The 26,081-nt window shown below is 73.3% G+C and carries 22 protein-coding genes; 12 read left to right on the top strand and 10 right to left on the bottom strand.

The genetic code is table 11. The annotated features are described in order from the left end of the window. Positions 1-69: 69 nt before the first annotated feature. The 3 genes from ACIQVL_RS06750 to ACIQVL_RS06740 are packed head-to-tail and all read right to left on the bottom strand — an operon-like array spanning position 70 to position 2,665. Positions 70-1,440, bottom strand: coding sequence for an FtsX-like permease family protein (locus ACIQVL_RS06750; protein ID WP_403427551.1), 1,371 nt, complete (start codon positions 1,438-1,440; stop codon positions 70-72). Further along, positions 1,437-2,135, bottom strand: coding sequence for an ABC transporter ATP-binding protein (locus ACIQVL_RS06745; RefSeq protein WP_403427553.1), 699 nt, complete (start codon positions 2,133-2,135; stop codon positions 1,437-1,439). The genes ACIQVL_RS06750 and ACIQVL_RS06745 overlap by 4 nt, the downstream gene beginning before the upstream one ends. After that, positions 2,132-2,665: a PadR family transcriptional regulator gene (locus tag ACIQVL_RS06740; RefSeq protein WP_403427554.1), complete on the bottom strand. Its 534-nt coding sequence runs from the start codon at positions 2,663-2,665 to the stop codon at positions 2,132-2,134. The genes ACIQVL_RS06745 and ACIQVL_RS06740 overlap by 4 nt, the downstream gene beginning before the upstream one ends. A gap of 149 nt (positions 2,666-2,814) precedes the next feature. On the opposite strand from ACIQVL_RS06740, the gene ACIQVL_RS06735 reads away from it, so the two are divergent. The 3 genes from ACIQVL_RS06735 to ACIQVL_RS06725 all read left to right on the top strand — a co-directional run bounded on the left by ACIQVL_RS06735 (position 2,815) and on the right by ACIQVL_RS06725 (position 6,197). Next, on the top strand, positions 2,815-3,024 hold the full coding sequence (locus tag ACIQVL_RS06735; protein ID WP_403427556.1) for a hypothetical protein: 210 nt from the start codon (positions 2,815-2,817) through the stop codon (positions 3,022-3,024). Continuing rightward, entirely contained in the window at positions 3,025-5,070 is a 2,046-nt protein-coding gene (gene malQ / locus ACIQVL_RS06730; protein ID WP_403474618.1) for a 4-alpha-glucanotransferase, read from the top strand. Positions 5,071-5,153: 83 nt separating this feature from the next. Further along, positions 5,154-6,197, top strand: coding sequence for a helix-turn-helix transcriptional regulator (locus tag ACIQVL_RS06725; protein WP_403474617.1), 1,044 nt, complete (start codon positions 5,154-5,156; stop codon positions 6,195-6,197). A gap of 22 nt (positions 6,198-6,219) precedes the next feature. On the opposite strand, the gene ACIQVL_RS06720 is transcribed toward ACIQVL_RS06725, so the two are convergent. Beyond that, positions 6,220-7,239: an SDR family oxidoreductase gene (locus tag ACIQVL_RS06720; protein WP_403474616.1), complete on the bottom strand. Its 1,020-nt coding sequence runs from the start codon at positions 7,237-7,239 to the stop codon at positions 6,220-6,222. A 133-nt stretch (positions 7,240-7,372) separates the two neighbouring features. Between ACIQVL_RS06720 and ACIQVL_RS06715 the strand changes: the two genes are divergently transcribed. Further along, entirely contained in the window at positions 7,373-7,624 is a 252-nt protein-coding gene (locus tag ACIQVL_RS06715; protein ID WP_352361069.1) for a hypothetical protein, read from the top strand. Between the two features lie 86 nt (positions 7,625-7,710). Here the strand turns inward: ACIQVL_RS06715 and ACIQVL_RS06710 are convergent, their stop codons facing one another. After that, positions 7,711-8,346, bottom strand: a complete 636-nt coding sequence (locus ACIQVL_RS06710) for a TetR family transcriptional regulator (RefSeq protein WP_403427562.1) — start codon at positions 8,344-8,346, stop codon at positions 7,711-7,713. Between the two features lie 142 nt (positions 8,347-8,488). Here ACIQVL_RS06710 and ACIQVL_RS06705 point away from each other — a divergent pair, with 142 nt between their 5' ends. Then, complete coding sequence (locus ACIQVL_RS06705) at positions 8,489-9,997, top strand: FAD-dependent monooxygenase (RefSeq protein WP_403474615.1); 1,509 nt, start codon at positions 8,489-8,491, stop codon at positions 9,995-9,997. A gap of 102 nt (positions 9,998-10,099) precedes the next feature. On the opposite strand, the gene ACIQVL_RS06700 is transcribed toward ACIQVL_RS06705, so the two are convergent. The 4 genes from ACIQVL_RS06700 to ACIQVL_RS06685 all read right to left on the bottom strand — a co-directional run bounded on the left by ACIQVL_RS06700 (position 10,100) and on the right by ACIQVL_RS06685 (position 15,410). Continuing rightward, positions 10,100-10,558: a DUF5707 domain-containing protein gene (locus tag ACIQVL_RS06700; RefSeq protein ID WP_403474614.1), complete on the bottom strand. Its 459-nt coding sequence runs from the start codon at positions 10,556-10,558 to the stop codon at positions 10,100-10,102. A 210-nt stretch (positions 10,559-10,768) separates the two neighbouring features. Beyond that, on the bottom strand, positions 10,769-13,342 hold the full coding sequence (pepN, locus tag ACIQVL_RS06695; RefSeq protein WP_403427568.1) for an aminopeptidase N: 2,574 nt from the start codon (positions 13,340-13,342) through the stop codon (positions 10,769-10,771). 101 nt (positions 13,343-13,443) lie between these two features. Beyond that, positions 13,444-14,232 carry an SDR family NAD(P)-dependent oxidoreductase gene (locus tag ACIQVL_RS06690; RefSeq protein ID WP_403427570.1) on the bottom strand — a complete coding sequence of 263 codons (789 nt, stop codon included), beginning with the start codon at positions 14,230-14,232 and terminating at the stop codon, positions 13,444-13,446. A gap of 161 nt (positions 14,233-14,393) precedes the next feature. Beyond that, positions 14,394-15,410 carry an aspartate-semialdehyde dehydrogenase gene (locus tag ACIQVL_RS06685; protein WP_403474613.1) on the bottom strand — a complete coding sequence of 339 codons (1,017 nt, stop codon included), beginning with the start codon at positions 15,408-15,410 and terminating at the stop codon, positions 14,394-14,396. A 319-nt stretch (positions 15,411-15,729) separates the two neighbouring features. Between ACIQVL_RS06685 and ACIQVL_RS06680 the strand changes: the two genes are divergently transcribed. After that, positions 15,730-16,257, top strand: a complete 528-nt coding sequence (locus ACIQVL_RS06680; RefSeq protein ID WP_093502985.1) for an RNA polymerase sigma factor — start codon at positions 15,730-15,732, stop codon at positions 16,255-16,257. A 2-nt stretch (positions 16,258-16,259) separates the two neighbouring features. Next, the gene (locus tag ACIQVL_RS06675) at positions 16,260-17,063 is read left to right on the top strand and encodes a hypothetical protein (protein ID WP_403474612.1); all 804 of its coding nucleotides are present in this window, start codon (positions 16,260-16,262) and stop codon (positions 17,061-17,063) included. A 49-nt stretch (positions 17,064-17,112) separates the two neighbouring features. On the opposite strand, the gene ACIQVL_RS06670 is transcribed toward ACIQVL_RS06675, so the two are convergent. After that, positions 17,113-20,436: a S8 family serine peptidase gene (locus ACIQVL_RS06670; protein ID WP_403474611.1), complete on the bottom strand. Its 3,324-nt coding sequence runs from the start codon at positions 20,434-20,436 to the stop codon at positions 17,113-17,115. Between the two features lie 211 nt (positions 20,437-20,647). On the opposite strand from ACIQVL_RS06670, the gene ACIQVL_RS06665 reads away from it, so the two are divergent. The 5 genes from ACIQVL_RS06665 (at position 20,648) to ACIQVL_RS06645 (ending at position 26,063) form a co-directional block, all read left to right on the top strand. Next, complete coding sequence (locus tag ACIQVL_RS06665) at positions 20,648-21,112, top strand: NUDIX hydrolase (protein WP_403427577.1); 465 nt, start codon at positions 20,648-20,650, stop codon at positions 21,110-21,112. Positions 21,113-21,356: 244 nt separating this feature from the next. Then, the gene (locus tag ACIQVL_RS06660) at positions 21,357-23,132 is read left to right on the top strand and encodes a TIGR03767 family metallophosphoesterase (RefSeq protein WP_403474610.1); all 1,776 of its coding nucleotides are present in this window, start codon (positions 21,357-21,359) and stop codon (positions 23,130-23,132) included. A gap of 93 nt (positions 23,133-23,225) precedes the next feature. Continuing rightward, positions 23,226-24,383: a serine hydrolase domain-containing protein gene (locus tag ACIQVL_RS06655; protein WP_403474609.1), complete on the top strand. Its 1,158-nt coding sequence runs from the start codon at positions 23,226-23,228 to the stop codon at positions 24,381-24,383. A 118-nt stretch (positions 24,384-24,501) separates the two neighbouring features. Next, the gene (locus tag ACIQVL_RS06650) at positions 24,502-24,918 is read left to right on the top strand and encodes a YciI family protein (protein WP_403427581.1); all 417 of its coding nucleotides are present in this window, start codon (positions 24,502-24,504) and stop codon (positions 24,916-24,918) included. Next, entirely contained in the window at positions 24,918-26,063 is a 1,146-nt protein-coding gene (locus ACIQVL_RS06645; RefSeq protein WP_403474608.1) for an RNA polymerase sigma factor, read from the top strand. Before ACIQVL_RS06650 ends, ACIQVL_RS06645 begins: the two co-directional genes overlap by 1 nt. Positions 26,064-26,081: the final 18 nt, after the last annotated feature.

Here is a 26,081-nt window from a genome sequence, read left to right as displayed (position 1 = left end):
CCCTTCGGGGCGCGCACGCTCCGGCCCCGGAACCCCCCTGCGCCCCCGGGACCGACGCTCATCGGGCGGTCATGCGTAGCGCAGCTCCGCCGGGCGCACCGAGCGGCGCAGCAGGGGCAGCGAGGTGGCCGCGGCGAGCAGGCAGCACGCGTACACGGCCACCGGGACCAGCAGCGCGGCGTACGGCGCCCCCGCGGCGGCGTGCTCCGTGACCAGCGCGGCGTACCAGACCCCGATCCCCATGCCGCCCGCGCCCGCCACCGTGACCGCGGGGAGCAGCGGCAGCGCGGTCTCCAGCAGCAGCGCCCGGACCAGCACCCCGTGCGGCACCCCGGCGGCGGTCTGGACCGCCAGGCCCCGGCGCCGGGTGGCCAGGGACTCCGCGGTGCCCACGGCGAGCGCGGACAGCACGATCGCCAGGGCGAGGAGGATCGCGGCGGCCGTCAGGTCGAGCCCGCCGGTGTAGTACGACAGGCCCGTCCCGAGCCGGCCCGCGCGCTCGGAGGCGCGCAGATCGGCGAGGAGCACCTGCCGCACCCCCACGAAGCCCGTGCCGACGACCGTCACCAGCAGCACGGCCGCGTGCGTCCGGGCCGCCGCCCACGGGTCGTCGCGCAGCCGTTCCGCAGCGATCAGCACCGCGGGGCTCCCGGTGCGGGCGGCGAGCGCCGAGCCCAGCCACCGGGACGACCAGCCCGCCAGCCACACCGCCGCGGCGCCCACCAGCAGGCACAGCGCGAAGACCACGAGCGGGCCGACGGCCAGCCCGAACAGGGGGAGCGAGAAGGGGTCGCGCACGAACACGGCCACCACCACGAACAACGCGGACACGCCCAGCAGCACGGTCGCCACCTGGAACAGCCGCCCCGGGCCCGCCGGCGGCACCCGCCGTACGACGCCCAGCGGCGACGCCACCACGCGGCGCAGCGACAGCACGCCCACCGCCGCGCCGGCCGCCGGCACCAGCAGGACCATCGCGGCGAGGCCGGCCCAGGCCAGGAGAGCGGGGTGGGACCACAGGCGGAGCATGACCGGCACCGAGACCGCCGTGGCCGCGGCGGAGCCGGCCAGGCAGGCGAGCCCCGACTCCAGCGCCGCGATCCGCCGCACCTGCGCGGCCCCGGCCCCCGCCAGCCGCAGCGCGGCCAGCCGCCGGTCGCGGTGCACGGCACCGATCCGCGCGCTCTGCCCGAGGAACCCGTACACCGGAATCAGCAGCATCGTCAGCGCGACGACCACGCCGCCCCGGGTCCCCTCCTCGTCCAGCAGCCCGCCGCCGACCCCGATGTGATGGTGCCCGTCCATCGGCACCAGCACGGCGACCACCATCCCGAGGCCGGTCGCGAGGGCGGCCCCCGCCGCCGTCAGCACCACCCGCCACCACTCCCGCCGGTCCGACCCCCGGGTCAGCAGCCAGGCGAGCGCCAGATCGGTCCTCACGCGGTCACCTCCGACGGCAGCACGGCCCCGTCGCTCAGCCGCACCTCGCGGTCCGCGTACGCCGCCACCTGGGCGTCGTGCGTGATCAGCAGGACGGCCGCGCCCGTCTCCCGGACCGTGTGCACCAGGGCGGTCATCACCTGCTCACTCGCCAGCGAGTCCAGCGCCCCGGTCGGCTCGTCCGCGAAGACCACCTTCGGGCCGGTCACCAGCGCCCGGGCCAGGGCGGCCCGCTGGGCCTGCCCGCCGCTCATCGCCCCCGGCCGCAGCTCCTCCTGCCCGCGCACCCCGAACCGCTCCAGCCACTCGCCGGCCCGCGCCCGCGCGTCCGTACGGGCCGCCCCCGCGAGCATCAGCGGCAGCGCCACGTTGTCCAGCGCCGTGAGCTCCGGGATCAGCTGCCCGAACTGGAAGACCACCCCGAAGTCGGTCCGCCGCAGCTCGCTCAGCCGCTTCTCCGGCAGCCCGTCCAGCCGCTCCCCGGCGTACGTCACCGAGCCCGCGTCCGGGCGGACGATCCCGGCGAGGCAGTGCAGCAGCGTGGACTTCCCGCTGCCGCTGGCGCCGGTCACGGCCAGGATCTCGCCCGCCCGCAGCCCGACCGAGGCGCCGCGCAGGGCCTCGGTCCTGCCGTGCGCCTTGGCCAGGTCCCGGCCCGCCAGCAGCGGTACCGGGGTGCCCCCCTTGGTGTTCATGCCGGGTCGACCTCCGCGGTCAGAGTGGTGAGCCGGGCCGTCGTCGTGGTCATCCAACGGAGGTCGGCGTCGAGGTGGTTGAGGGCGAAGTCCGCCGAGAGCACGGTCGTCAGATCGGCCTTCCGCGCCGTCTTGACGGCGGTGAGCTCCCGCATCCGTTCCATGTGCGCGGCGCGCTGGTCGCGCAGGTAGGCGGCCGGGTCGCCGCCGGCCAGGATCGACACCACGACCTTGGCGAAGATCTCGTTCGCCACGAACGGCGCCGGCGGGGTGATCGCTCCCGCCCAGCGGGCCAGTTCGTGCCCGCCCGCCTCCGTCGAGCGGTAGCGGGTCCGCTCGGGGCCGCCGTCGGCCTCGGTGCCGTCGATCTCCGCCAGGCCGTCGCGGACCAGGCGCTGCAGGGTCGTGTAGACCTGCCCGTAGGCCAGCGGGCGGGCCTGCGGGAAGCGCTCGTCGTGGCGCCGCTTGAGGTCGTAGCCATGGCTCGGGCCGGCCTCGAGCAGCCCCAGGAGGATGTGCCGGGTGCTCATGGAGATCAGTATGCACCGAGTACATGTACTGAGTGAATAGTCGGTTCGGTTTCCGGCGAGAGTGCCGTCCGGTTCACGGGGTAGGCCTGCCAGGACGCGGCATTCGCCGCCGTACCCGAGGACAGACGAGGACAGACGAGGAGGCCGCCGTGGCCGCAACGGTTCATCATCCGATCCCGGCCCAGTTCAAACCCCCGGTGCGGACCGAGGACGAGCCCCACCTGTGCGTGTTCAGCGCCGAGAGCGCCTGCGCCGAGGCCCCGCTCACCAGTGAGCCGCCGCTGCCCGACGCCGAGCCCCTCACCAGTGAGCCGCCGCTGGCCGACGCGGTGCCGCTGACCAGCGAGCCGGGGTTGTAGATGAACGAAGCCCTGGACCCATGGCTGCGCCGGCTCGCTGAGCTGCACGGCGTCGCCACCTCCTACCGCCCCGCCCCGGACCGTACGGTCGCCGCCTCCGCCGGTGCCGTGACCGCCGCCCTGGGCGCCCTGGGCGTCGACGCGAGCGGCCCGGAGGCCGTCCGCGCCGCCCTGGCCGACCGGGAGCGGGAGCTCGCCGGACGGCTGCTGCCGCCGACCGTCGTGCACTGGACGGGCACCGGCGAGATCGCCCTCGGCCTGCCCGCCGGCACCCGCCTTCAGGTGCGGACGGAGGACGGGGAGAGCCGGGAGGGCGTCGCGGGTCTGCCGCCCGGGGTGCATCTGCTGACCGCCGCCGCACCCGACGGCCGCACCGCCCGCGCCCACCTGGTCGTCGCCCCCGACCGGCTGCCCGCCCCCGCCGGCCGCTCGTACGGCATCCTCGTCCAGCTCTACTCGCTGCTGTCCCGCCGCTCCTGGGGCATGGGCGACCTCGGCGACCTCGCCGCGCTGGCCGACTGGGCCGGACGCACCGCGGGCGCCGGATTCGTGCAGGTCAACCCCCTGCACGCGGCCGTACCGGGCGCCCCGACCGACCCGTCCCCCTACCGGCCCTCCTCCCGCCGCTTCCCCGACCCGGTCCACCTACGGCCGGAGGCCGTCCCCGAGTACACCGCCACCCCCGCCCTCACGGACCGCGCCGGACACCTGCGCTCCGCCGTCCTCGACCAGGGCGCCCTCATCGACCGGGACGCCGTGTGGGAGCTGAAGCGGCAGGCACTGGAGACCGCGGCCGCCGCCCCGCTCGCCCCCGCCCGGCAGGCCGCCTACGACGCCTTCCGCGCCGCGGAGGGCCAGGCCCTGGAGGACCACGCCACCTGGTACGCGCTCGCCGAGCTGCACGGCTCCGACTGGCACCGGTGGCCCGAGGCCCTGCGCGACCCCCGCTCCCCGGAGACCGCCCGCGCCCGCGCCGAACTGGCCGACCGCGTCGCCTGCCACGCCCGCCTCGCCTGGCTCACCGTCACCCAGCTCACCGCCGCCCAGCGCGCCGCCCGCGAGGCCGGGATGCCCGTCGGGATCGTGCACGACCTCGCCGTCGGCGTGCACCCCGCGGGCGCCGACGCCTGGGCCCAGCAGGACCACTTCGCCGCCGGGATGTCCGTCGGCGCCCCGCCCGACGCCTTCAACGCCCGCGGCCAGGACTGGGGCCTGCCGCCCTGGCGCCCCGACCGCCTCGCCGCCTCCGGCCACGCCCCCTTCCGCGAACTCCTGCGCGCCCTCTTCCGCTACGCGGGCGCCCTGCGCATCGACCACGTGATGGGCCTGTTCCGGCTGTGGTGGGTGCCCGAGGGCCGGCCGCCGACGGAGGGCACGTACGTCCGCTACGACGCCGAGGCCATGCTCGCCCTGCTGGCCCTGGAGGCCACCCGGGCCGGAGCGGTGGTGATCGGCGAGGACCTGGGCACGGTGGAACCGGGGGTGCGCGAGACGCTCCAGCGGCACGGGGTGCTCGGCACGTCCGTGCTCTGGTTCGAACGGGACTGGACGGGCGACGGCCGCCCGCTGCCCCCGGAACGCTGGCGCGCCGACTGCCTCGCCACCGCCACCACCCACGACCTGCCGCCCACCGCCGCCCGCCTCACCGGCGAACACGTCGAACTCCGCGACCGCCTCGGCCTCCTCACCCGCCCGCTCGCCGAGGAGCGGGCCGAAGCGGCGGCCGACATCGCCGAGTGGCTGGCCCTGCTGACCCGCCTCGGCCTGATCGCCGCCTCCGAGTCCGGCGACGAGGAGGCCGAGATCCGGGCCGTCCACCGTTTCCTGCTCCGCACCCCGGCCCGCATGATCGGTGTCTGGCTCCCGGACACCGTCGGCGACCGCCGCCCCCAGAACCTCCCCGGCACCTGGGACCAGTACCCGAACTGGCGCCTCCCGATCGCCGACACGAAGGGGCGCCCGGTCACCCTGGAGGAACTGACGGCCTCCGAGCGGGTACGGGCGCTGTTCCGGACCCTGCACACGGACAGCCCGTCCACGGCGTGACGACGCGCGCTCCGGTCCGCGCTCCCGCTTCGGTCCTAGGCGGCGGCGCGGACGTAGGGCAGGGCGTCCACGATCCTTGAGTCATGCGTGCCGCCCGCCTGATCCGCATGGCGCTCCTCGTCCAGTCGAGCCCCGGACTGACCGCCGACGCCCTCGCCCGCGAGCTGGACGTCTCCCGGCGCACCGTGATCCGCGACGCCCAGGCCCTGCAGGAGGCCGGCGTCCCCATCCGGTCCGAGCGCGGCCGCGCGGGCGGCTACCACCTGGCGCCGGGCCACCGCACCCGCCTCACCACGCTGCATCCCACCGAGGCGGAGACGCTCTACCTCTCCGGCCTGCCCACGGTCCTGCGCGACCTGGGCCTGTCGGACGCCGCGGACACCGCCCGGCTGAAACTGTCGGCCACCCTGCTCCCCTCGCTGCGCGCGGCGGCCGAGTCCTCGGTGCGCCGCTTCCACCTGGACGCCCCGGCCTGGTTCCGCGAACCGTCCGCGCCGGAACTGCTCCCGGAGCTGGCCCGCGCCGTGTGGTCCGACCGCACCGTCGAACTGGACTACGCGCGGCCGGGCCGGGACGGCGCGCCGCCCCGCACGGTGACCCGCCTGCTGGAGCCGTACGGGCTCGTCCTGAAAGCGGGGGTCTGGTACGTCGTGGGGCGCCTCCCCGCCGAGCGGACGACGGGCCGGGACGGCGTCTGGCGCACCTACCGCGTCGACCGCGTCACGGCACTCGCCCCCGCGCCCGGCGCCGGCGAACCCTTCGTCCGCGACCCGTCCTTCGACCTGGCCGCGCACTGGCAGGCCCACTCCGCCGGTTTCGCCCGGGCGCTGCTGCGTACGACGGTCACCGTGCGGCTGACCGGGCCCGGCCTGCGGCGACTGCCCGCCGTGGCGGACCCGGCGGGCGTGGCCGTCGCGCTGGCGTCCGCGTCCGCGACCGCGCCGGACGCCGCCGGGCGGGTCACGCTCGACCTGCCGGTGGAGTCGGAGGACGTCGCCTTCGGCCAGCTGACCGGGCTGGGCGCGGACGCGGAGGTGCTGGCCCCGGCGAGCCTGCGGGCCCGCTTCCGCGAACACGCGCGGGCCCTCGCCGCCGTCTACAGCGCCGGGCCGCAGGACCGGCCGTAGTGGGGATCAGCGGTAGTACGGATCAGCGGTAGTCGTCCGGGGAGGCGGCCTTCCCGCCGTACACGACGTCCTCGAAGTACGCCAGGGCGTCGGGCCGGCTGCCGTCCACGTCCCGGACGCCGTAGGTCCGGGCGAGCTCCGCGCTGGAGGTGGACCTGCCGTTCCAGCGGGCGGCCCGGTCCGGGTCGGCGGCGAGCGCGGCGACCGCGCGGGCGAGATAGCCGGGCGACTCGGCGATGGCGAAGTGCGGGTCCTGGGTCACCGCGTCGCGCCAGTTCTCCTCGGTCACGCCGAAATGGGCGAGCATCTGCTCCGAGCGCAGGAAGCCCGGTGTGACGGCGACCGCCGTGCCGCCGTACTCGGCCAGCTCCTGGCCCAGCCCGAAGGCGATGCGGATCGGGGCGTTCTTCGCGAGGTCGTAGTAGAGGTTCTCGCGGTAGCGGCGGTTGAAGGCCGCCGTGCCGTCGGTGACCTCCACGTGCAGCGGCGCGTCCGAACGGACCAGGAGCGGGAGGGCGAGTGCCGCGGTGATCACGTGCGAGCGCACCCCGAGGTCCAGGATGCGCAGACCGTCGGCGAGCGGCGTCTGCCAGCTCTTCTTGCCGAAGACGGAGCCGGTGAGCAGGTGCTCGCCGCCCCAGAGGTCGTTGACGAGGATGTCGAGCCGCCCCTGTTCGCGGCCGATCCGCTCGACGAGGGCCCGGACCCGGTCCGGCTCCAGATGGTCGGTGGGGACCGCGATGCCGGTGCCGCCGGCCGCGGTGACCAGCTCCGCGGTCTCCTCGATGGTCTCCGTGGTCCGGCCGACCTCGCTGGCGTGCTCGCGGGTGGTGCGGCCGGTGGCGTACACGGTGGCGCCGGCGCGCCCGAGTTCCACGGCGAGGGCACGTCCGGCGCCGCGGGTGGCCCCGGCGACGAGCGCGATCCGGCCGGCGAGCGGGCCTTCCCGGCCGGTGTCACGGGTGCCGGTGTCCTGGGCGTCGGTGTCACGGGTGCCGGTGTCACGGGTGTCGGTGTCCTGCGTGCTGATGTCCTTGTCCATGGCACCACCGTGCCCGCCAAAGGTGACAGTTCCTGTCACCCTTTCCCCGGGATCCGCCCCTACCACGGGCGAGGGCGGCTTACGGGTACCCCCGGACGCGCGCCCCCCAGGTCGGCCCGCTAACTTTGGCTTCGTGGACAAGAAGAACGCCCTGCGCGCCGGCGCCCTGGCTGCCGGTACGACGCTGATGATGCTGCTCATGTCGTCGCCCGCCCTCGCGCTCACGCGTGACGACGGCGACGACCCCGGCAAGGGCCTGAGCGTCGTCCAGACGCTGGGTCTCTACGTCCTGATACCGCTCGTGCTGTTCGCGGTCATCGCGGGCCTGGTGATGGTGCTGGACAAGTCCAAGGTCCGGGTCACCAAGCCGAAGGCCAAGGCGTAGGCCCCGAGGGCTCCCCGCTTCACCGAGGGCGCCGGTCGCCTCCCGTACCGCACGTACGGGGGCCGACCGGCGCCCTCGGCGCGTCCTCAGGGGCTCGGCGCGGTCAGGTACCGCTGCACGGTCGGCCCGAGCCACGCCATGACCTCCTCGCGCGCCAGCGCCACGACCGGCGGCAGCCGCACCACGTAACGGGTCAGCGCGAGCCCCATCAGCTGGGCGGCGCACAGCCCCGCCCGGGTCACCACCTGCTCGGGATCCGGGCACACCCGCGCCGCCACCGGCACCACCTGCTCCCGGAAGATGTCCTGCAGGCGCTCCGTCCCCGCCCTGTTGGTGACGGCGACCCGCAGCATCGCGGTGAGCTCCTCGTTCGCCTCCCAGATGTCCAGGAAGTGGCTCACCAGCGCCCGCCCGGCCTCGGCGGGCGGCACCGCGGACACGTCGGCCATCCGCAGGTCGAGCGTGACGGCGGCCGCGAAGAGGCCGTCCTTGCTGCCGAAGTAGCGCATGACCATCGAGGGGTCGATGCGAGCGTCCTTGGCGATGGCGCGGATGGTGGCGCGCTCGTAGCCGTCGGCGGCGAAGCGTTCGCGGGCGGCGGCCAGGATGGCGGAGCGGCTGGCGTCGGAGCGGCGCGCCGCCGGGCCGCCTGCCGGGCTGTTCGCGGGGCCGTTCGCCGGGCCGTTCGCCGGGCCTGTGTTTCCACTGGGAGTGCCGGTCATGTCAACGAGCGTAGGCCAACACGTGTGGGCCAACAAGTGTTGACCGCGGAATGGGTCCGCCCTAGGCTTGTCAACAAGCGTTGGCCAACAGGTGTTGGTCATCGGATGTTGGCAAACGAGCGCAGACATCCAGGAGGCCCTTATGAACGGCACACCCGGCACGCAGGGCACACCCGGTACCCCGGAAGCCGTCGGCGGGACCGTCGGCCGAACCGCCCGCGTGATCGTCGTCGGCTCAGGCCCCACCGGCCTCCTGCTGGCCGGTGACCTCGCCGCCTCCGGCATCCCGGTCACCCTCCTCGAAAAGCGCCCCCGCAAGATCAGCAACCTCTCGCGCGCCTTCGCCCTGCACGCCCGCGCCCTGGAACAGCTGGACTCCCGGGGCCTGGCCGACGAACTCGAAGCCGTCGGCAGGCCGCTCGCCCGCCTCGGCCTCTTCGGCGGGCTCACCCTCGACCTGGACGACCTGCCCTCCCGCTTCCGGCACGTCCTCGTCCTCCCGCAGTACGAGGTCGAGAAGGTGCTGGAGCGCCGGGCGGCAGAGGCGGGCGTCGAGTTCCGCAACGAGTGCGAGGTGACCGGCCTGACCCAGGACGCGGCCGGGGTCACCGTGCACGTCAAGGACGGCGAGAGCCTGCGGGCCGCGTACGTGGTCGGCGCCGACGGCATGCACAGCGCGGTGCGGGAGGCGGTCGGGCTGCCGTTCCCGGGCAGGTCGGCGATCCGGTCCGTGGTCCTCGCCGACGTACTGCTCGCCGAGCCGCCCGCGACGCTGCTGACGGCCGCCGCGGTCGGCGACGCGTTCGCGTTCCTGGCGCCCTTCGGCGACGGCTACTACCGCGTCATCTGCTGGCACCGCGGCCGTGACGTCCCCGACCACGAGCCGGTCGGCCTCGACGAGGTCAGGGAGATCACCCGCCTGGCGCTGGGCAAGGACTACGGGATGCACGACGCCCGCTGGCTGTCCCGCTTCCACAGCGACGAGCGCCAGGTGCCCAGCTACCGGGTCGGCCGGGTCTTCCTGGCCGGCGACGCGGCGCACGTGCACACCCCGGCCGGCGGCCAGGGGATGAACACCGGGCTGCAGGACGCGGCCAACCTGAGCTGGAAGCTCGCCGCCGTGCTGCACGGCCACGCGGATCCCGGCCTGCTCGACACCTACCAGAGCGAACGCCACCCGGTCGGCAGGACCGTACTGCGCAGCAGCGGCGCCCTGATCCGCCTCGCGATGGCCAGGGGCCCCATGCTGTCGGTGCGCTCCGGACTCATCCGCGCGTTCGGCCTGCTGGGCCCGGTCCGCCGCCGCATCCTGGGCCAGATCACCGGCATCGGCTACCGCTACCCCGCCCCGCACGGCGCCCACCCGCTCACCGGCACCCGCGCCCCCGACCTCGCACTGGCCGACGGCGGCCGCCTGTACGAGGCCCTGCGCGGCGGCCGGTTCGTCCTGGTCACCCCAGCCCCAGCCCCAGCCCCCGCCCTCACCTCCGCCTCCGCCCCAGCCCCGGCACCGGTCCCGGCCTCCGATCCCTACGGCACGGACCCGCGGTACGGCGACCGGCTGGCCGTCGCGCACTGGCGCAGCGGGCGCCGTACGGCCGTTCTGGTGCGCCCCGACGGATACGTGGCCTGGGCGGGCGAGGACGCCTAGGCGCCGGACGTCGAGAAGGCGCTGGCCATCCACGTCGGCTGACCACCGGCTGACCACCGGGTGCCCGCCGGTTGACCACCGGCTGCCCGCCGGGCGGCCGGTTCACGCGAGGGTGAAGTCGGCGGCCTTGGTGTCGAGGGTGGTGTGCCCGTCCTTCGCCGTGGCGAGCACGGCGATGTGCCAGGTGCCGTGCGGGGACGAGGCGACATCGGCGGCGGACACCGCGTTCCCGTACACGCACCGGACGGTGCGACCCCCGGCAGGCGTGCAGGTCGCCGACTCCACCGAGGCCATGTCCTTGGCGGTCAGCGGCTTGTCGGCGAACTCGGACTTCTCCGGCCAGGCCAGTACCTTCAGGTTCTTCACACCGGAGGGCGCGGTCACCTCGGTGGTGAAGGAGAGCGAGCCCTTGTGACCGGCCGTGGGCGCGGTGTAGTGGACGGCGCTGTGCGCCAGGGCGGGCGCCGGGTCCTGGTCGCCGGCGTAGGCGAGGGCGAAGGCCCCGGCACCTCCGAGCACGACGACACCGGCGACCACGGACAGGGCGATACGACGGGACATGGCGAGTTCTCCGTGACTGGTTCGGACCGGCTCAGACCGTCTGAGCCGAATGGCCCGGCGCTCTCTGCCGCGCCGTTGCGTCGATCCTCGCAACGTGCGGGCGCCCCCGGCGTGAGCACGGATACTCAACTCGTCCTGGGTGATGGGTACTTCGCGCATAGGGCGGGGCGCCCGGTGGAGATGCCACCGGACGCCCCGACAAGGTGCCGCCTACTGGGCGGCCGCGTCCGCCGCCTGCGCCTTCAGGGCGCGCTCGACGCCCGCGCGGGACTCCGACACGAGCCGGGCCAGCGCCGCGTTCGGCTGGGCCGCGGCCAGCCAGGTGTCCGTCTTGGCCAGGGTCTCCCGGGAGACCTGGAGGGACGGGTAGAGGCCGACCGCGATCTGCTGGGCGATCTCGTGCGAGCGGGAGTCCCACACCGACTTCAGGATCTCGAAGTACTTGTCGGTGTAGGGCGCCAGCAGCTCACGCTGGTCGGTCTGGACGAAGCCGCCGATCACCGCCTCCTGCACGGCGTTCGGCAGCTTGTCGGAGTCGATGACCGACGCCCAGGCCTCCGCCTTCGCCTCCTGCGTCGGGCGGGCGGCGCGGGCGGTGGCCGCGTGCCGCTCACCGGCGGCGGTCCGGTCCCGCTCGTACTCGCCCGCGATCTCCGCCTCGTCGAAGCGGCCGACCGCCGCCAGCCGCTCCACGAACGCCCAGCGCAGCTCGGTGTCGACGGCCAGGCCCTCGATGGTGTGGGTGCCCTCCAGCAGGCTGTCCAGGAGGTCCAGCTGCTCCGGGGTACGGGCGGTGGCCGCGAAGGCACGGGCCCAGGCCAGCTGGTGGTCACTGCCCGGCGCGGCGGACCGCAGGTGGGCCAGCGTGGCGTCGGTCCAGCGGGTGAGCAGGGCCTCGCGGGCGGCCGGGTCGGCGTACAGCTCGATGGCGAGCTTCACCTGGCGGTGCAGGGACTGCACGACACCGATGTCGGACTCCTTGCCGATGCCGGACATCACCAGCGACAGGTACTCGCGGGTGGGGAGTTCCGCGTCCCGGGTCATGTCCCAGGCCGACGCCCAGCACAGCGCGCGCGGCAGCGAGGACTCGAAGTCGCCGAGGTGCTCGGTGACGAAGTGCAGCGACTGCTCGTCCAGGCGGACCTTGGCGTACGACAGGTCGTCGTCGTTGAGCAGGAACACCGCCGGGCGGCGGCGGCCGGACAGCTGCGGTACGGCGGTCAGCGGGCCGTCCACGTCCAGCTCGATCCGGTCGGTGCGCACCAGCTTGCCGGTCGCCTCGTCGAGGTCGTACAGGCCGATCGCGATCCGGTGCGGACGCAGCGTCGGCTCGCCCTTCGCACCGGCCGGCAGCGCCGGGGCCTCCTGGCGGATGGCGAAGGAGGTGACGGCACCGTCGGCGTCCGTCTCCACCTCCGGGCGCAGGATGTTGATGCCGGCCGTCTGCAGCCACTTCTGCGACCAGGTGCTCAGGTCACGCCCGGAGGTCTCCTCCAGGGCGCCCAGCAGGTCGGACAGGCGCGTGTTGCCGAACGCGTGCCGCTTGAAATAGGCCTGCACGCCCTTGAAGAACTCGTCCATGCCGACATACGCGACCAGCTGCTTCAGGACACTCGCACCCTTGGCGTACGTGATGCCGTCGAAGTTGACGAGCACGTCGTCGAGATCTCGGATCTCGGCCATGATCGGGTGCGTGGAGGGCAGCTGGTCCTGCCGGTACGCCCAGGTCTTCATGGAGTTCGCGAACGTCGTCCACGAGTGCGGCCAGCGCGAGCCCGGGGCGTACGCCTGGCAGGCGATGGAGGTGTAGGTGGCGAACGACTCGTTCAGCCACAGGTCGTTCCACCACTCCATGGTGACCAGGTCGCCGAACCACATGTGGGCCAGCTCGTGCAGGATGGTCTCGGCGCGCGTCTCGTACGCCGCGTCGGTCACCTTGGACCGGAAGACGTACTGGTCGCGGATGGTCACCGCGCCCGCGTTCTCCATCGCGCCCGCGTTGAACTCCGGCACGAACAGCTGGTCGTACTTGGTGAACGGGTACGCGTAGTCGAACTTCTCCTGGAACCAGTCGAAGCCCTGCCGGGTCACCTCGAAGATCGCGTCCGAGTCCAGGAACTCGGCGAGCGACGGCCGGCAGTAGATGCCGAGCGGCACGCTCTGGCCGTCCTTCTCGTACACGCTGTGCACGGAGTGGTACGGGCCGACGATCAGCGCGGTGATGTACGACGAGATGCGCGGCGTCGGCTCGAAGACCCAGATGTCGTCCTTGGGCTCGGGCGTCGGCGAGTTCGAGATGACGGTCCAGCCGCTCGGCGCCTTCACCGTGAACTGGAACGTCGCCTTGAGGTCCGGCTGCTCGAAGCTGGCGAAGACCCGGCGGGCGTCCGGCACCTCGAACTGGGTGTAGAGGTAGGCCTGCTCGTCGACCGGGTCGACGAACCGGTGCAGACCTTCACCCGTGTTGGTGTACGCGCAGTCGGCCACGACCCGCAGGATGTTGCGGCCCTCCAGCAGCCCCGGCAGCGCGATCCGGGAGTCCGCGAAGACCTCGGCGGGGTCGAGGGCGTCACCGTTCAGGGTGACCTCGTGGACCGCGGGGGCCACCAGGTCGATGAAGGACGCGGCGCCGGATTCGGCGACGTCGAAGCGCACCGTGGTCACGGACCGGTAGGTACCGCCCTCCTGCGCGCCGGAGAGGTCGAGATCGATCTCGTACGAGTCAACGGTGAGCAGCTTCGCCCGCTGCTGCGCCTCTTCGCGAGTCAGGTTTGTGCCAGGCACGCGGTCATCTCCTCGTTATGTGTGGGTTGCGCCATCCTTCCACGGGACCGGGGAGGAGAGCGACGAGGGAAAACCCCAGAGATCGCGCGGGGCCGCTGCCGTCAGGCCGCCGTCGTGCCGCCGTCGACCGGCATCGCCGCGCCGGTGACGAAGGAGGCACGGTCGCTGCACAGCCAGAGCGCGGCCTCGGCGACCTCGGCGGGTCCCGCCATGCGCTTCTGCAGCGTCTCGTCCTCGAACCGCTCCCGCAGCTCCGGCATGGTCTGCACGGCCCGGTCCATCATCTCGGTGCGGGTACTGCCCACCACCAGCGCGTTGACACGGATGCCGCGCTGCGCGTACTCGGCCGCGGCCGCCCGGGTGAGCCCGAGGACCGCGTGCTTGGCGGCCACGTACGCCGCCGACGCCCCGGTGGCCCGCTGCCCCGCGACACTCGACGTGTTGACGATCGTGCCGCCGCCGGCCCCCAGCATCTCGGGGATCTGGAAGCGCAGGCAGTTCCACACCCCGCGCACGTTGACGTCCATGGTCTGCTCGTAGACGTCCTGGCCGGTCTCGTGCAGCTCGGTGCCGGCGGTGCCGAACCCGGCGTTGTTGAAGGCGCAGTCCAGGCGCCCGAAGGCGTCGACGGCCGAACGGACGACCCGCTCGACGTCCGCGGCCGAGGCCACGTCCGCCGGCACGGCCAGCGCCCGGCCGCCGCCGGCCGAGATCTCCTCGGCCAGCGTCCGCAGCCGCTCCGCCCGCCGCGCCGTCACCACGACAGCCGCCCCCTCCCGCGCGAACAACCGCGCGGCAGCCGCCCCGATCCCGCTGGACGCCCCGGTGATCATGGCGACCCTGCCGTCGAGAACACGTGAGCCGGCGCAGTCAGGTCGGGTGTCGCTCATATGTGAAGGCTCCCCTTTGTGGCGGACTTGAGCATCAGCGCCCCTGAAGGGGCGCTGGGGGTACCCCCGGCCGAAGGCTGGGGGAGGAACTGCGCGACCGGCCAGGACGGCGCCGCACCCGCCCGACGGCAGAACACGGCACCCCCTGAGGCGCCCGTCCCTTACGCGGACAGCTCCTCGGCCACCAGCTCCGCGATCTGCACCGCGTTCAGCGCAGCCCCCTTGCGCAGGTTGTCGTTGGACACGAACAGCGCGAGCCCGTTCTCCACGGTCTCGTCCCGCCGGATCCGGCCGACGTACGACGGGTCCCGCCCGGCCGCCTGCAGCGGGGTCGGGATGTCGGACAGCTCGACACCCGGGGCGTCCGCGAGCAGCTCGGTCGCCCGCTCCGGGGAGATCGGCCGGGCGAAGCGGGCGTTGAGCTGGAGGGAGTGCCCGGAGAACACCGGGACGCGCACACAGGTGCCGGAGACCTTCAGCTCGGGGAGCTCCAGGATCTTGCGGGACTCGTTGCGCAGCTTCTGCTCCTCGTCGGTCTCGTTCAGACCGTCGTCGACGAGGTTGCCGGCGAACGGCAGCACGTTGAAGGCGATGGGCCGCTTGTAGACCTGCGGCTCGGGGAAGTCGACCGCCGTGCCGTCGTGGGTGAGCTTCTCCGCGTCCGCGGCGACCTTCTGCACCTGCCCGTGCAGCTCCGCGACGCCCGCGAGACCGGAGCCGGACACCGCCTGGTAGGTGGTGGCGACCAGCGCTTCGAGGCCCGCCTCCGCGTCCAGCACCTTCAGGACCGGCATCGCGGCCATGGTCGTGCAGTTCGGGTTGGCGATGATGCCCTTGGGGCGGTCGGCGATCGCGTGCGGGTTCACCTCGGAGACGACCAGCGGGACCTCGGGGTCCCTGCGCCAGGCGGAGGAGTTGTCGATCACGACGGCACCCTGGGCGGCGACCTTCTCCGCGAGCGCCTTCGAGGTGGCCCCGCCCGCCGAGAACAGCACGATGTCCAGGCCCGAGTAGTCGGCGGTCGCCGCGTCCTCCACCGTCACACCGTCGAGCACGGACCCGGCCGAACGGGCCGAGGCGAACAGGCGCAGCTGCGTGACGGGGAAGTTCCGCTCCACGAGGATCCTGCGCATGACCGTGCCGACCTGACCGGTGGCTCCGACGATTCCGACCCTCACAGCGACTCCCTCTGCATACGTTGACGTGTGTCTACGGCCTTTCCATCATGCGGCCGACCAGGGCCAGCCTGTCCAATTCTTTGCACGCCATGCCCGCCGACCGGACCACCCGGCCCGCGGAACTCCCGCTCGCACCCCCGCTGAGCTGCAGAAGTTACCTCCGCCCAGCCGTAGTACCGCAAGCTGTGCTGCGCCGCGCGCCGGTGTGACGTACGCCTCGGAGGCGCCCCGGGAACCCGCGCGGAAGATTTCCGGGAACCGGGGCGAACGTTTCCGGGGGCTGCGGCGTCGTAGGAGAAACGCGGTGAGGGGGTGGGTTGTGCTGCGCAGAAAGGCCCGCCGCGACCGGGGGGACCAGCACGGTGATCCCCTGGACGCGGACCAGGAGCGCCGGGTGCGGGCGGTGCTCGCGCTGGGCGGCGTACCGCAGGCGGACCTGCCGGACGGGGTACAGCAGGTACGTCTGCGGTTGCTGGAGCGGGCCGCGAGCGGCCAGGAGGCGCCGCGGGACGTGTCGGCGTGGGCGGCGGTCGTCGCCTCCCGGCTCGCCATGGACTGGCACCGCGCCAAGCGCCGCCAGGAACGCCTCGGCGAACGCCTGGCCTCCCTCCGCCAGCCCGACCACGCCGTGGGCGAGGACAGCAGGCTGCTCTCCGTCGCCGTCGCCCGCGGTCTGGACGAGCTGCCGGACGCCCAGCGCCAGATCCTCGTCCTGCGCTTCTACGCCGACCTGCCGGTACGCGACATAGCCGGGGAGCTCGGCATCCCCGAGGGCACGGTCAAGAGCCGGCTGCACACGGCGGTACGGGCCCTGCGCGCCCGCCTGCACGAGGACGAGGTGGTGTGACCATGCCCGCCGACCACATGCCCGACGGACACGACGGGCGCATGCCCGCCGGACACGGCGGCGATCCCGGCGATCCCGGCGAGCCGGGCGGCACCGACGCCCTGTTCGCCGTTCTCGCGGACGAGCCGCTCACCGCCGAGCAGCGCGCCGACCCCGCCTTCATGGCCGAGCACCGGGCGGCGGGCGCCGATGTGGCGCTGCTGCGCGAGCACCTCGGGATCATCGGGGACACCCTGGCCGCGCCACCCCCGCGGCCGGAGCCCCGCCCCCGCCCGGTCGGCCGCCGCCCCCGGCAGCACCGGAGCCTGCGGGCCCTCGGTCTGGCCGGTGCCCTCGCGGCCGCGTTCGCGGGGGCCGTGTTCGGCATCGGATGGCTCGCGGCGAACGGCGGTGCCGGCTCCCTGTCGAGCGGCGCCAGTTCCGACAAGGCCGCCAGCGCGGCCGGCCCGGCGGGCCAGGGCGGCAAGGAGCAGGCCGGCGGCCCCGGCTACCTGGCCTGTGCCCGGCTGGTCGTCGAGGGCACGGTCACCGGGGTGCGGCAGCTCGCGGACTCCGGCGAGGAACGCGTCACCCTGCGCGTGACCCGCGCCTACAAACCGGCGCAGACCGCCGACGAGGTGGAGTTCCTCCTCGACTCCGGCACCGACGCCCGGATCCGCACCGGCGTCCGCCTCCTGGTCGGCATCACGGCCGGGCAGCAGGTGCCCGACCGGTACGCGGTGGGGGAGCAGCAGATCGCGGCGGAGCGGTCCTGGATCGTCCGCGACCTGCCCGCGTCGCGGACCATGACGTGCCCGGACAGCTGAAAGGGCGGGCGCCCCGCAGGACGCCCGCCCCCTCCGGCACCGGACCCGCCTACTGCGTGACCTTCTCGATCTGCACGCTGCCGGTGCCCGCGACCGTGCCGCGTGCGTTGACCAGCTGCACCCGGCCGAAGAACTCACGTCCCTCGGGGGCCGCCGCGGCCGCCGTGACCTGGCCGGTCACCGTGGCCGAGCCGCCCGTGCCGAGCTTGACCGGCGTCGACCCGTCGACCATGACGGAGCCGAGGGCGGCGGAGAAGAACACGTCCCGGTAGTCGTAGGCGGTGGAGCCGGCCGGGACCGAGTAGCCCACGACCTCGATCGTGTAGGTCCCGGCGGGCGGCGAGGCGATCGAGACCGCCTCCTCCGCGTCGCCGTCGGCGGACTGCGCGACCTGCTTGCCGGACGCGTCGTACACCGTCAGGTCCAGGTCGGCCGAGGCGTCCGACACGTTGCCGATCGCCACGTCAAGGGAGTTCGCGCCCGCCGGCACGGTCACCGTAGTGGTCTGGGTCTCGCCCTCCTTGATGGCCGGGCGGGCCGTCTTCGAGGAGCCGAGCGGGCCGCCGACCAGCGTGCCGTCGAGGGCGGCGAACGCGTTGGTCACCTTCCAGGAGGCGGTGACCGGGGTGCCGACCTTGGCCTCGGGCACGGTCACGGTCGCCGGGTCGAAGGCCGCGCCGAGCACGGTGACGCCCAGCTGGTACGGGTTGTCGAGCAGCGGCGAGGTGCGGCGCGCCTCGACCTCGATCTCCCAGACCCCGGCCTGCGGGTCGGCGTAGGAACGGACGTCGGGCTTGCAGCCGTTGCCGTTCAGATAGTTGTTGTAGCAGTACGGGGTACCGGTGTTGTCGACCGCGACGCCGTACGGGTGGATGGAGATGAACCGCGTCTGGCTCTTGTCGGCGAGCCCGCTCATCGCGACCTCGAGGGAGGTGGCGCCCTCGGGCACGGTCACGAAGTACGACGTGGAGCTGTTGCGCTGCACCGAACCCGACGCCGAGTAGGTGTAGCGGACCGGGTCCGACACCACGACCGTCGTCAGGATCTGCTTGTCGACGCCCTCGGTCCGCGGGTCGTCGACCTCCAGGATCGCGGACTTGATGCCCGAACTCTTCGGCTTCGCCTGCACCTTGACCGTCACCGGCTGGTTCAGCGGCAGCGTCACCTCGTCGGAGCCGAGGATCTTGAAGGTGTGCCCGGCGTTGTTCGCCAGGTGCAGCTCGTGCCGGATCGCCTTGTCCGCGCCGGAGGTACGGGTGATCGTGACGTCGTACGTCTTCTTCTGCCCGGCCTTCAGGCCGCCTTCACGGTCGTAGAGGCCGGTGCCGAAGCCCGGGGTCTTCAGCGCGTAGTCGATCGCGGTGTCGACGGGCGCCTTGACCGTGTAGTCGTGCGCGGTGGCGTGGTCGCGTATGGACTCCCACGCGTCGACGATGTCGATGCGGCCCGCGCCCTCCTCGTACGCCTGCACGTCCTTGATGTGGTGGGCGGTGGAGGTGAGGGCCGTGCGCAGGTCGGCGGGGGAGAGGGCGATGCCCTTCTCCTTGGCGGCGCTCAGCAGCAGCGCGCTCGCGCCCGCCGCCTGCGGGGACGCCATCGAGGTGCCCTGGAGCATCGAGTAGCCGGCCGGGAGGGAGTAGCCCGCCTCGGCGACCGGGGAGCCCTTGAGCCAGGTCTGGGTGGAGTTGATCGCGGCGCCCGGCGCGACCAGCGTCGGCGTGAAGCCGCCGTCCTCGCGCGGGCCGCGCGAGGAGAAGGGCAGCAGCTGGTACTTGGTCGTCACCTGCGAGCCGTAGTCGGCGGCCCAGGTCTCCTTGGAGATGGCCGCACCGACCGAGATGACCTTGTCGGCCAGGCCGGGGTCGCCGATCGTGTTGGCGCCGGGGCCCTCGTTGCCCGCGGAGATGACCAGCTGCACGCCGTAGGTGTCGATGAGCCGCGTGTACAGCTCGGCGCGGGCGTTGTTGCCGTCGTTCAGCGCGGGGAGGCCGCCGATCGACATGTTGACGATGTCGACGCCCCGGTTGGCGACCAGGTCGATCATGCCCTCGGTGAGGGCCACGTTGGTGCAGCCGCCGGTCCAGGTGCAGGCGCGCGAGGAGACGATCTTCGCGCCGGGGGCCGCGCCGTTCATCTTGCCGCCGAACAGGCCGTTGGCGGCGGTGATGCCGGCGACGTGGGTGCCGTGCTCGGACTCGATGACGCCGATGTTGACGAAGTCGGCCTTCTTGCCGACCCAGTCCCCGCCCTTCGGGTCCATGGGGACGTCCTTGCGGATCTGCACGACGAACGGCTGCCGCTCGACGACGTCGGTCGCCGGGTTGTCGGTGCCGAAGTAGCCGACCTGGTAGCCGTCCTTGTACGGCTTCATCGGCGTGTCGTCGGAGAAGTCGGCGTTGTCGTTCAGGTCGACGGTGACCGTGCCGGCCGCCGGGTCGTAGAGCACGCCCCAGCTGTCGGTGGTGTCGCCGTCGCGGTTGGCGTCACCGGCCGCGTCGCCGCCCGTGGTGTACGACTCCCTGAAGGTGCTGATCTCGTACGACCCGGCGGGCGCCGTCCAGGTCCTGCCCCCGTAGCCGAAGTTCGGCCCGGACACGGCCGTGACCATCGGCCGCCAGGTCTGGTCGCCGTCCACGAGCGGGTCGGTCGACGTCACCCAGTCGACGATCTTCCGCTCGCCGGTGGTGGTCCTCTGCAGCGCCGGGTGGCCGAGGTCCACGCCGGAGTCCAGGACGCCGATGGTGATGCCCCGGCCGTCCGCCTTCGGGTGCTCCTTGACGAAGTCGACGGCGCCCGTCTCGAAGGAGGGGTTGTAGGGGTTCTCGGCGGGGGTGTTCTTGTCCGGCCCCGCGTAAGTGCCCTTGGCCGTCCTGGCCGCCTCGGCGCTCTTGGCGCCGGTCCCGCTCACCGTCGGGTCGTCGAGCCGGATCTCCTGGCGCAGGTCGATCCCGTGCACCGAGGACAGCTTCGCGGCGGCGGCGATCGCCGCGTCCGCCCGACCGGTGGGGACGGTCGCCCGGACGTAACCGAGCCTGTCGTACGTACGGCCCACCGAGCCGCCCTTGACCGCGTCCAGCTCCTCGGCGACCTGCTCGGTCTGCCCCGGCGCGGTCGCGACCATCATCGTGACGTTCTTGGTGCCCGTGGCCTTGGCCTCGGCGAGCAGTTCGGCGTCGTCCGAACCGAGCTTGTCGTGGGCCGACTTGACACCGGGGTCGGCGGTGGCGGCGGACGCGGCGGGGGCCGTGGCCGCGGCGGCGGCCAGGGGGACCGGTCCGGCGGCGGAGAGCGCGGCCACGACACCGACGGCGAGGGCTGTTCGGCCCAGGCGTCTGTGGCCCGGTATCGGGTCGTGCTGGGGGCTGAGGGTCATCTGCATCCCTTGTAGGTAAAGGAACGAGCATGGAGTGGCCGGAACTTGGTCAAGTACCGGCGCGTAGGCGCACAGCTTCACCCAAGGGAACGGTCTTTTGGGAACGTTGACCGAATCGATATGAACGTATGGGGAAAACCCCCTGTCTGTGCCCTTGCTGTGCGAGGAAATCCCGTTGGCCGGGGGCCGCCGCACGCCCTACCGTGCCGACGTGCGCGAGAAGCTCAGGGTGGCGGCCTACGCCGTGTGTGTCCGTGACGACCGGATCCTGCTCGCCCGGTCACCGGCCGGCGACGGCACGTCCGAGTGGGTCCTGCCCGGCGGCGGCATGGAGCACGGCGAGGACCCCTACGACACCGTCCGCCGTGAACTCATGGAGGAGACCGGCTACCGCATCGAGGTGACCGGCCTGCTCGGCATCGACTCGAACCGTGTCCGTTTCCCCCGCGCGGGTCTGCGGCGCCCCGCCACCGACCACCACGGCGTGCGGATCGTCTACACCGGCGAGATCGTCGGCGGCGAGCTCAGGAACGAGGTCGGCGGCTCGACCGACATGGCCGCCTGGCAGGACCTCGACGCCGTACCGTCCCTCAGGCGCGTCCCGCTGATCGACGTCGCCCTGCGGCTGTGGCGGGAGCGCCCGGCCGCCGGACGGTTTGCAGAAGAGCAGTCGTAAGCGCCGGAGACCCTCCCCTACCCCGGCAGATGAACGCGGAGTAGCCGGGCCCCGGCCGCCCGCAATCCGCTCCATGACCGGTCCCCACCTCCGCTGATCCACGTACGGTGATCGGCGCTGCACGTTGCCGCCGCGTTCACGCGCAGGTCACCCCCGGTGCCAACGATCCACAGTGAGCGGGAAGTTCGCGGAAGCGATCGCCCGTGACCACTGCCGACGCGTTCGTACTCGGGGAGATCGCGCCATGTCGCGCATACGCTCTGTCGCCACCTCCGCGGCCCAGAAGGGCCGCGAGGCACTGGAGATCAACCGCCGTACCGTGCTCGCCGCCGCCGGAGCCGTCTCGCTCTCCGCGGGCGTCGGCTACGCGCTGCGTCCCACCGACAGCGAGGCCGCACCCGCCGCGGCCGAGGAGCAGCCGGTCGCCGAGGGCCGCAGGGCCGCGGCGGCCGCCCTCGCCCCGTACACCAAGGGCACCACCCTCGCCTCGGTCGCCGCGCCTCGCAACAGCTCCGGGTACCGGCGGCTCGGCGACGGCGCCGGCTGGGCGCGCGTGCTGCGCTCCGACCTGGCCGCCGCCAAGTCCGGCCGGGAGAACCGCCGTACCGCCCTCGCCGCGTTCGTGCAGTTCACCGACCTGCACCTGATGGACGTCCAGCACCCGCTGCGCCTGGAGTACGTGCGCGTCCACGACCGGCACGCCTGGCGCCCGCACGAGGCGCTCACCGTGCCCGGCGCGGTCTCGCTCGTCGAGCGGGTCAACGCGCTGCGCGGCGCCCCGGTCACCGGCTCGCCGCTGCACTTCGTGATGACGACCGGCGACAACACCGACAACAACGCCCACTCCGAACTGGAGTGGTTCATGAAGGTGATGAGCGGCGGCCGGATCACCCCCAACACCGGTGACCCCAAGCACTACGAGGGCGTCCAGAACAGCGGGATGAAGCTGTACTGGCAGGCCTCCTCGACCGTCCGCGACCAGGACAAGACGCTCGGCTTCCCGCACCTCGCGGGCTACCTGGCCGCCGCGATCCGCGAGGTGAAGAGCCCCGGCCTCAACCTGCCCTGGTACTCCACGGTCGGCAACCACGACGCCCTGCCGCTCGGCTGCTTCGGCTCGCACGCCGACCCCTACCTGGCCGCGGCCGCGGTCGCCGGCAAGAAGCTGATGTCGGTCAGCGACGCCGAGGCCAAGAAGCTCCAGGACAGCATCCGCAACGCGCAGGACCCCAAGGGCAGCGGCTACCGCGACTTCCTCAAGGCGCACGCCCGGTCGATGCGCTCGGTGACCGCGGACGACAAGCGCGCCCCCTACACCCCCGCGGACTACCTCAAGGCCCACCTGGACCCGGCCTACCAGGGCCTCGGCCCGGTCGGCCACGGCTACTCCAGCGCCAACCTGGCCGCGGGCACCCAGTACTACGCCTTCCGCATCTCCGACGACGTCATCGGCATCAGCCTGGACACGACGGACGCGGGCGGCCACTACGACGGATCGATCGGCACGGTCCAGCTGGCCTGGCTGGAGAAGACCCTGAAGGAGAACAAGGACTCCTACGCGGTCGTCTTCAGCCACCACACCGGCAAGTCGATGACCAACACCCGTCCGGACCCGGCCCACCCGAGCGACCGCCGCCACACCGGCGCCGAGCTGGTCACCCTGCTCAACCGCCACGCCAACGTGCTGGCCTGGGTGAACGGCCACATCCACCGCAACCTCATCACCGCGCACAAGGCCTCCAACGGCAACTCCTTCTGGGAGATCACCACCGCCTCGCACGTCGACTACCCGCACCTCGCGAGGATCGTCGAGCTGGTGGACAACAAGGACGGCACGATCTCGCTCTTCACCACGCTGATCGAGTCCGCCGCCCCGCACCGCACCGACTTCTCCGACCTCTCCCAGACCGGCCTCGCCGCCCTCTACCGCGAACTGGCCTTCAACGCCCCCGGCGCCAGCAAGGCCCTCGCCGGCGACCCGGCGGACCGGAACACGGAGCTGGTCCTGAAGAAGGGCTGAGAATCGCTCAACCGGACCGGGCCGGGCAACCTCGCCGATCAGCACGGTGTCCCTCCCTCCGACCGAGTACGACCACTCGACCGGGGGAGAGACATGTCCGTACGCACGACGCTGGTCGCGGCCACCGCACTGGCCCTGTCGGCAGCGCTCGCGGGACCGGCACTGGCGGCACCGGCCGGGCCGGCGCCCACGGCGGCCGCGGCCGGCCACCAGGCCACCCGCAAGGCGATCGAGGCCGCGGTCCGGGACGGCGTCCCGGGGGCGACGGCCACCGTCCGGGACGGCCACGGCACCTGGTCGGCGACGGCCGGGGCGGGCGACATCGCCACCGGCGCCCCGCGGTCCCCGTCCGACCGCTACCGGGTCGGCAGCATCACCAAGACCTTCGTGGCCACCGTCCTGCTGCAACTGGAGGCCGAGGGCCGGCTGTCCCTCGACGACACGGTGGACAGGTGGCTGCCGGACGTGGTGTCCGGCCACGGCAACGACGGCCGCCGCATCACCGTCCGTCAGCTCCTCAACCACACCAGCGGCATCTTCAACTACACGAGCGACGCCGACTTCGGCCGCACCTACTTCCTGAAGGACGGCTTCTTCCGGCACCGCTACGACACGCTGACCCCCGCCGGGCTGGTGGCGATCGCGGTGCAGCACCCGCCGGCCTTCGCGCCGGGCACCGGCTGGGCCTACTCCAACACCAACTACGTGCTCGCCGGCATGGTGATCAAGGCGGTGACCGGCCGCTCGTACGCCCAGGAGATCACCGACCGGGTGATCAGGCCCCTCCACCTGACCGGCACCTCCCTCCCCGGCACCCGCACCACCCTGCCGCGCCCGAGCAGCCGCGCCTACTCGAAGCTCGCCGAGACCACGACGGGCCCCACCTACGACGTCACCGCCCTCAACCCCTCCATGGCCTCCTCGGCCGGCGAGATGATCTCCACCTCCGCCGACCTGACCCGCTTCTACGAGGCCCTCCTGCGCGGCAGGCTGCTCCCCGCGCACCAGCTGAAGGAGATGAAGACCACCACGCCCGTCCCCGGCGACCCCAACAGCGCGTACGGCCTCGGCCTGATCGAGGTCACCCTCCCCTGCGGTGTCCGCGTCTGGGGCCACGACGGCGGCATCCACGGCTCCTCCTCCACCGCGGCCACCACCCCCGACGGCCGCCACGCCCTGGCCCTCAACTTCAACGCCGACTGGACGGGCGACAAGGACGCGGTGGCCGAGGCGGAGTTCTGCGGGAGCTGAGCCGCGGCGACGCGAGCCGGAAGAAATTCTCGGCGGCGATGTCGAGAACCCGCAGCCGGCTCCGTCCCAGGGGTGAAGGCGGCCACAATGGGTCGCACCGGCACCGAGGAGAACCACCATGGCCAAGTACCTGCTGCTGAAGCACTACCGCGGCGCCCCGGCCGCAGTCAACGACGTGCCCATGGACCGGTGGACGCCCGAGGAGATCTCGGCCCACATCCGGTACATGAACGACTTCGCGGCCAGGCTGGAGAAGTCCGGCGAGTTCGTCGACGGCCAGGCCCTGGCCCCCGACGGGCTGTGGGTCCGCTACGACGGCGAGGGGCGCCCGCCGGTCACCGACGGCCCGTTCGCCGAGACCAAGGACCTCATCGCCGGCTGGATGGTGATCGACGTCGACAGCCAGGAGCGCGCCGTGGAGCTGGCCGGTGAGCTGTCCGCGGCCCCGGGGGCGGGCGGCAGGCCGATCCACGAGTGGCTGGAGGTGCGTCCCTTCCTGACCGCGCCGCCCACCATCGCGGAGTCCTGCCACTGATGGACGAGGTCCTGCTCAGGAGCCTCACCCCGGGCGTGCTCACCGTCCTCGTCCGCCGCGGAGCCGACTTCGCGGCGGCCGAGGACGCCGTGCAGGACGCCCTGGTCGAGGCGTTCCGGGTCTGGCCGGCGGATCCGCCGCGCGACCCGAAGGGGTGGCTGGTCACCGTGGCCTGGCGGCGGTTCCTCGACGCGGCCCGCGCGGACACCGCCCGCCGCCGGCGCGAGGACCGCGTGGACGACGAGCCGCCGCCGGGACCCGTCCCCGCCGCCGACGACACCCTCCACCTCTACTTCCTCTGCGCCCACCCCTCCCTCAGTCCCTCCGCCGCGGTCGCCCTCACCCTGCGCGCCGTCGGCGGCCTCACCACCCGGCAGATCGCCCGGGCGTACCTGGTGCCCGAGGCGACCATGGCGCAGCGGATCAGCCGCGCCAAGCGCACGGTCTCCGGCGTCCGCCTCGACCGGCCCGGCGACGTCGCCACCGTGCTGCGCGTCCTCTACCTGGTCTTCAACGAGGGCTACTCCGGCGACGTGGACCTGGCCGCCGAGGCCGTCCGGCTCACCCGGCAGCTCGCGGCCCGGATCGACCACCCCGAGGCGGCCGGACTGCTCGCCCTCATGCTGCTCCACCACGCCCGCCGCACCGCCCGCACCGCGCCCGACGGCAGCCTGGTGCCCCTTGAGGAACAGGACCGGAGCCGCTGGGACACCCGCCTGATCGCCGAGGGCGTCGGGATCCTCCAGGGCGCCCTCGCCCGCGACCGCCTCGGCGAGTACCAGGCCCAGGCCGCCATCGCCGCCCTGCACGCGGACGCGCCCACCGCCGGGGAGACCGACTGGGTGCAGATCGTCGAGTGGTACGACGAACTCGTGCGCCTCACCGACAGTCCCGTCGTCCGGCTCAACCGCGCGGTCGCCGTCGGCGAGGCCGACGGTCCCCGGGCCGGCCTCGCCGCCCTCGCCGAGCTGGACCCGGGCCTGCCCCGGCACCCCGCGGTCGCCGCCCACCTGCACGAACGCGACGGCGACCCGGTGACCGCCGCACGCCTGTACGCCGAGGCCGCCCGCAAGGCCACGAACCTCGCCGAACGCGACCACCTGACCCGCCGGGCCGCCCGCCTCAACGCGCACCGCGGCCCGTGACATCGTCGCGCGTCCGGG

Source organism: Streptomyces sp. NPDC090499, from assembly GCF_044769305.1.
Lineage (GTDB): Bacteria > Actinomycetota > Actinomycetes > Streptomycetales > Streptomycetaceae > Streptomyces.
This window is presented reverse-complemented; position numbering and strand designations above follow the sequence as displayed.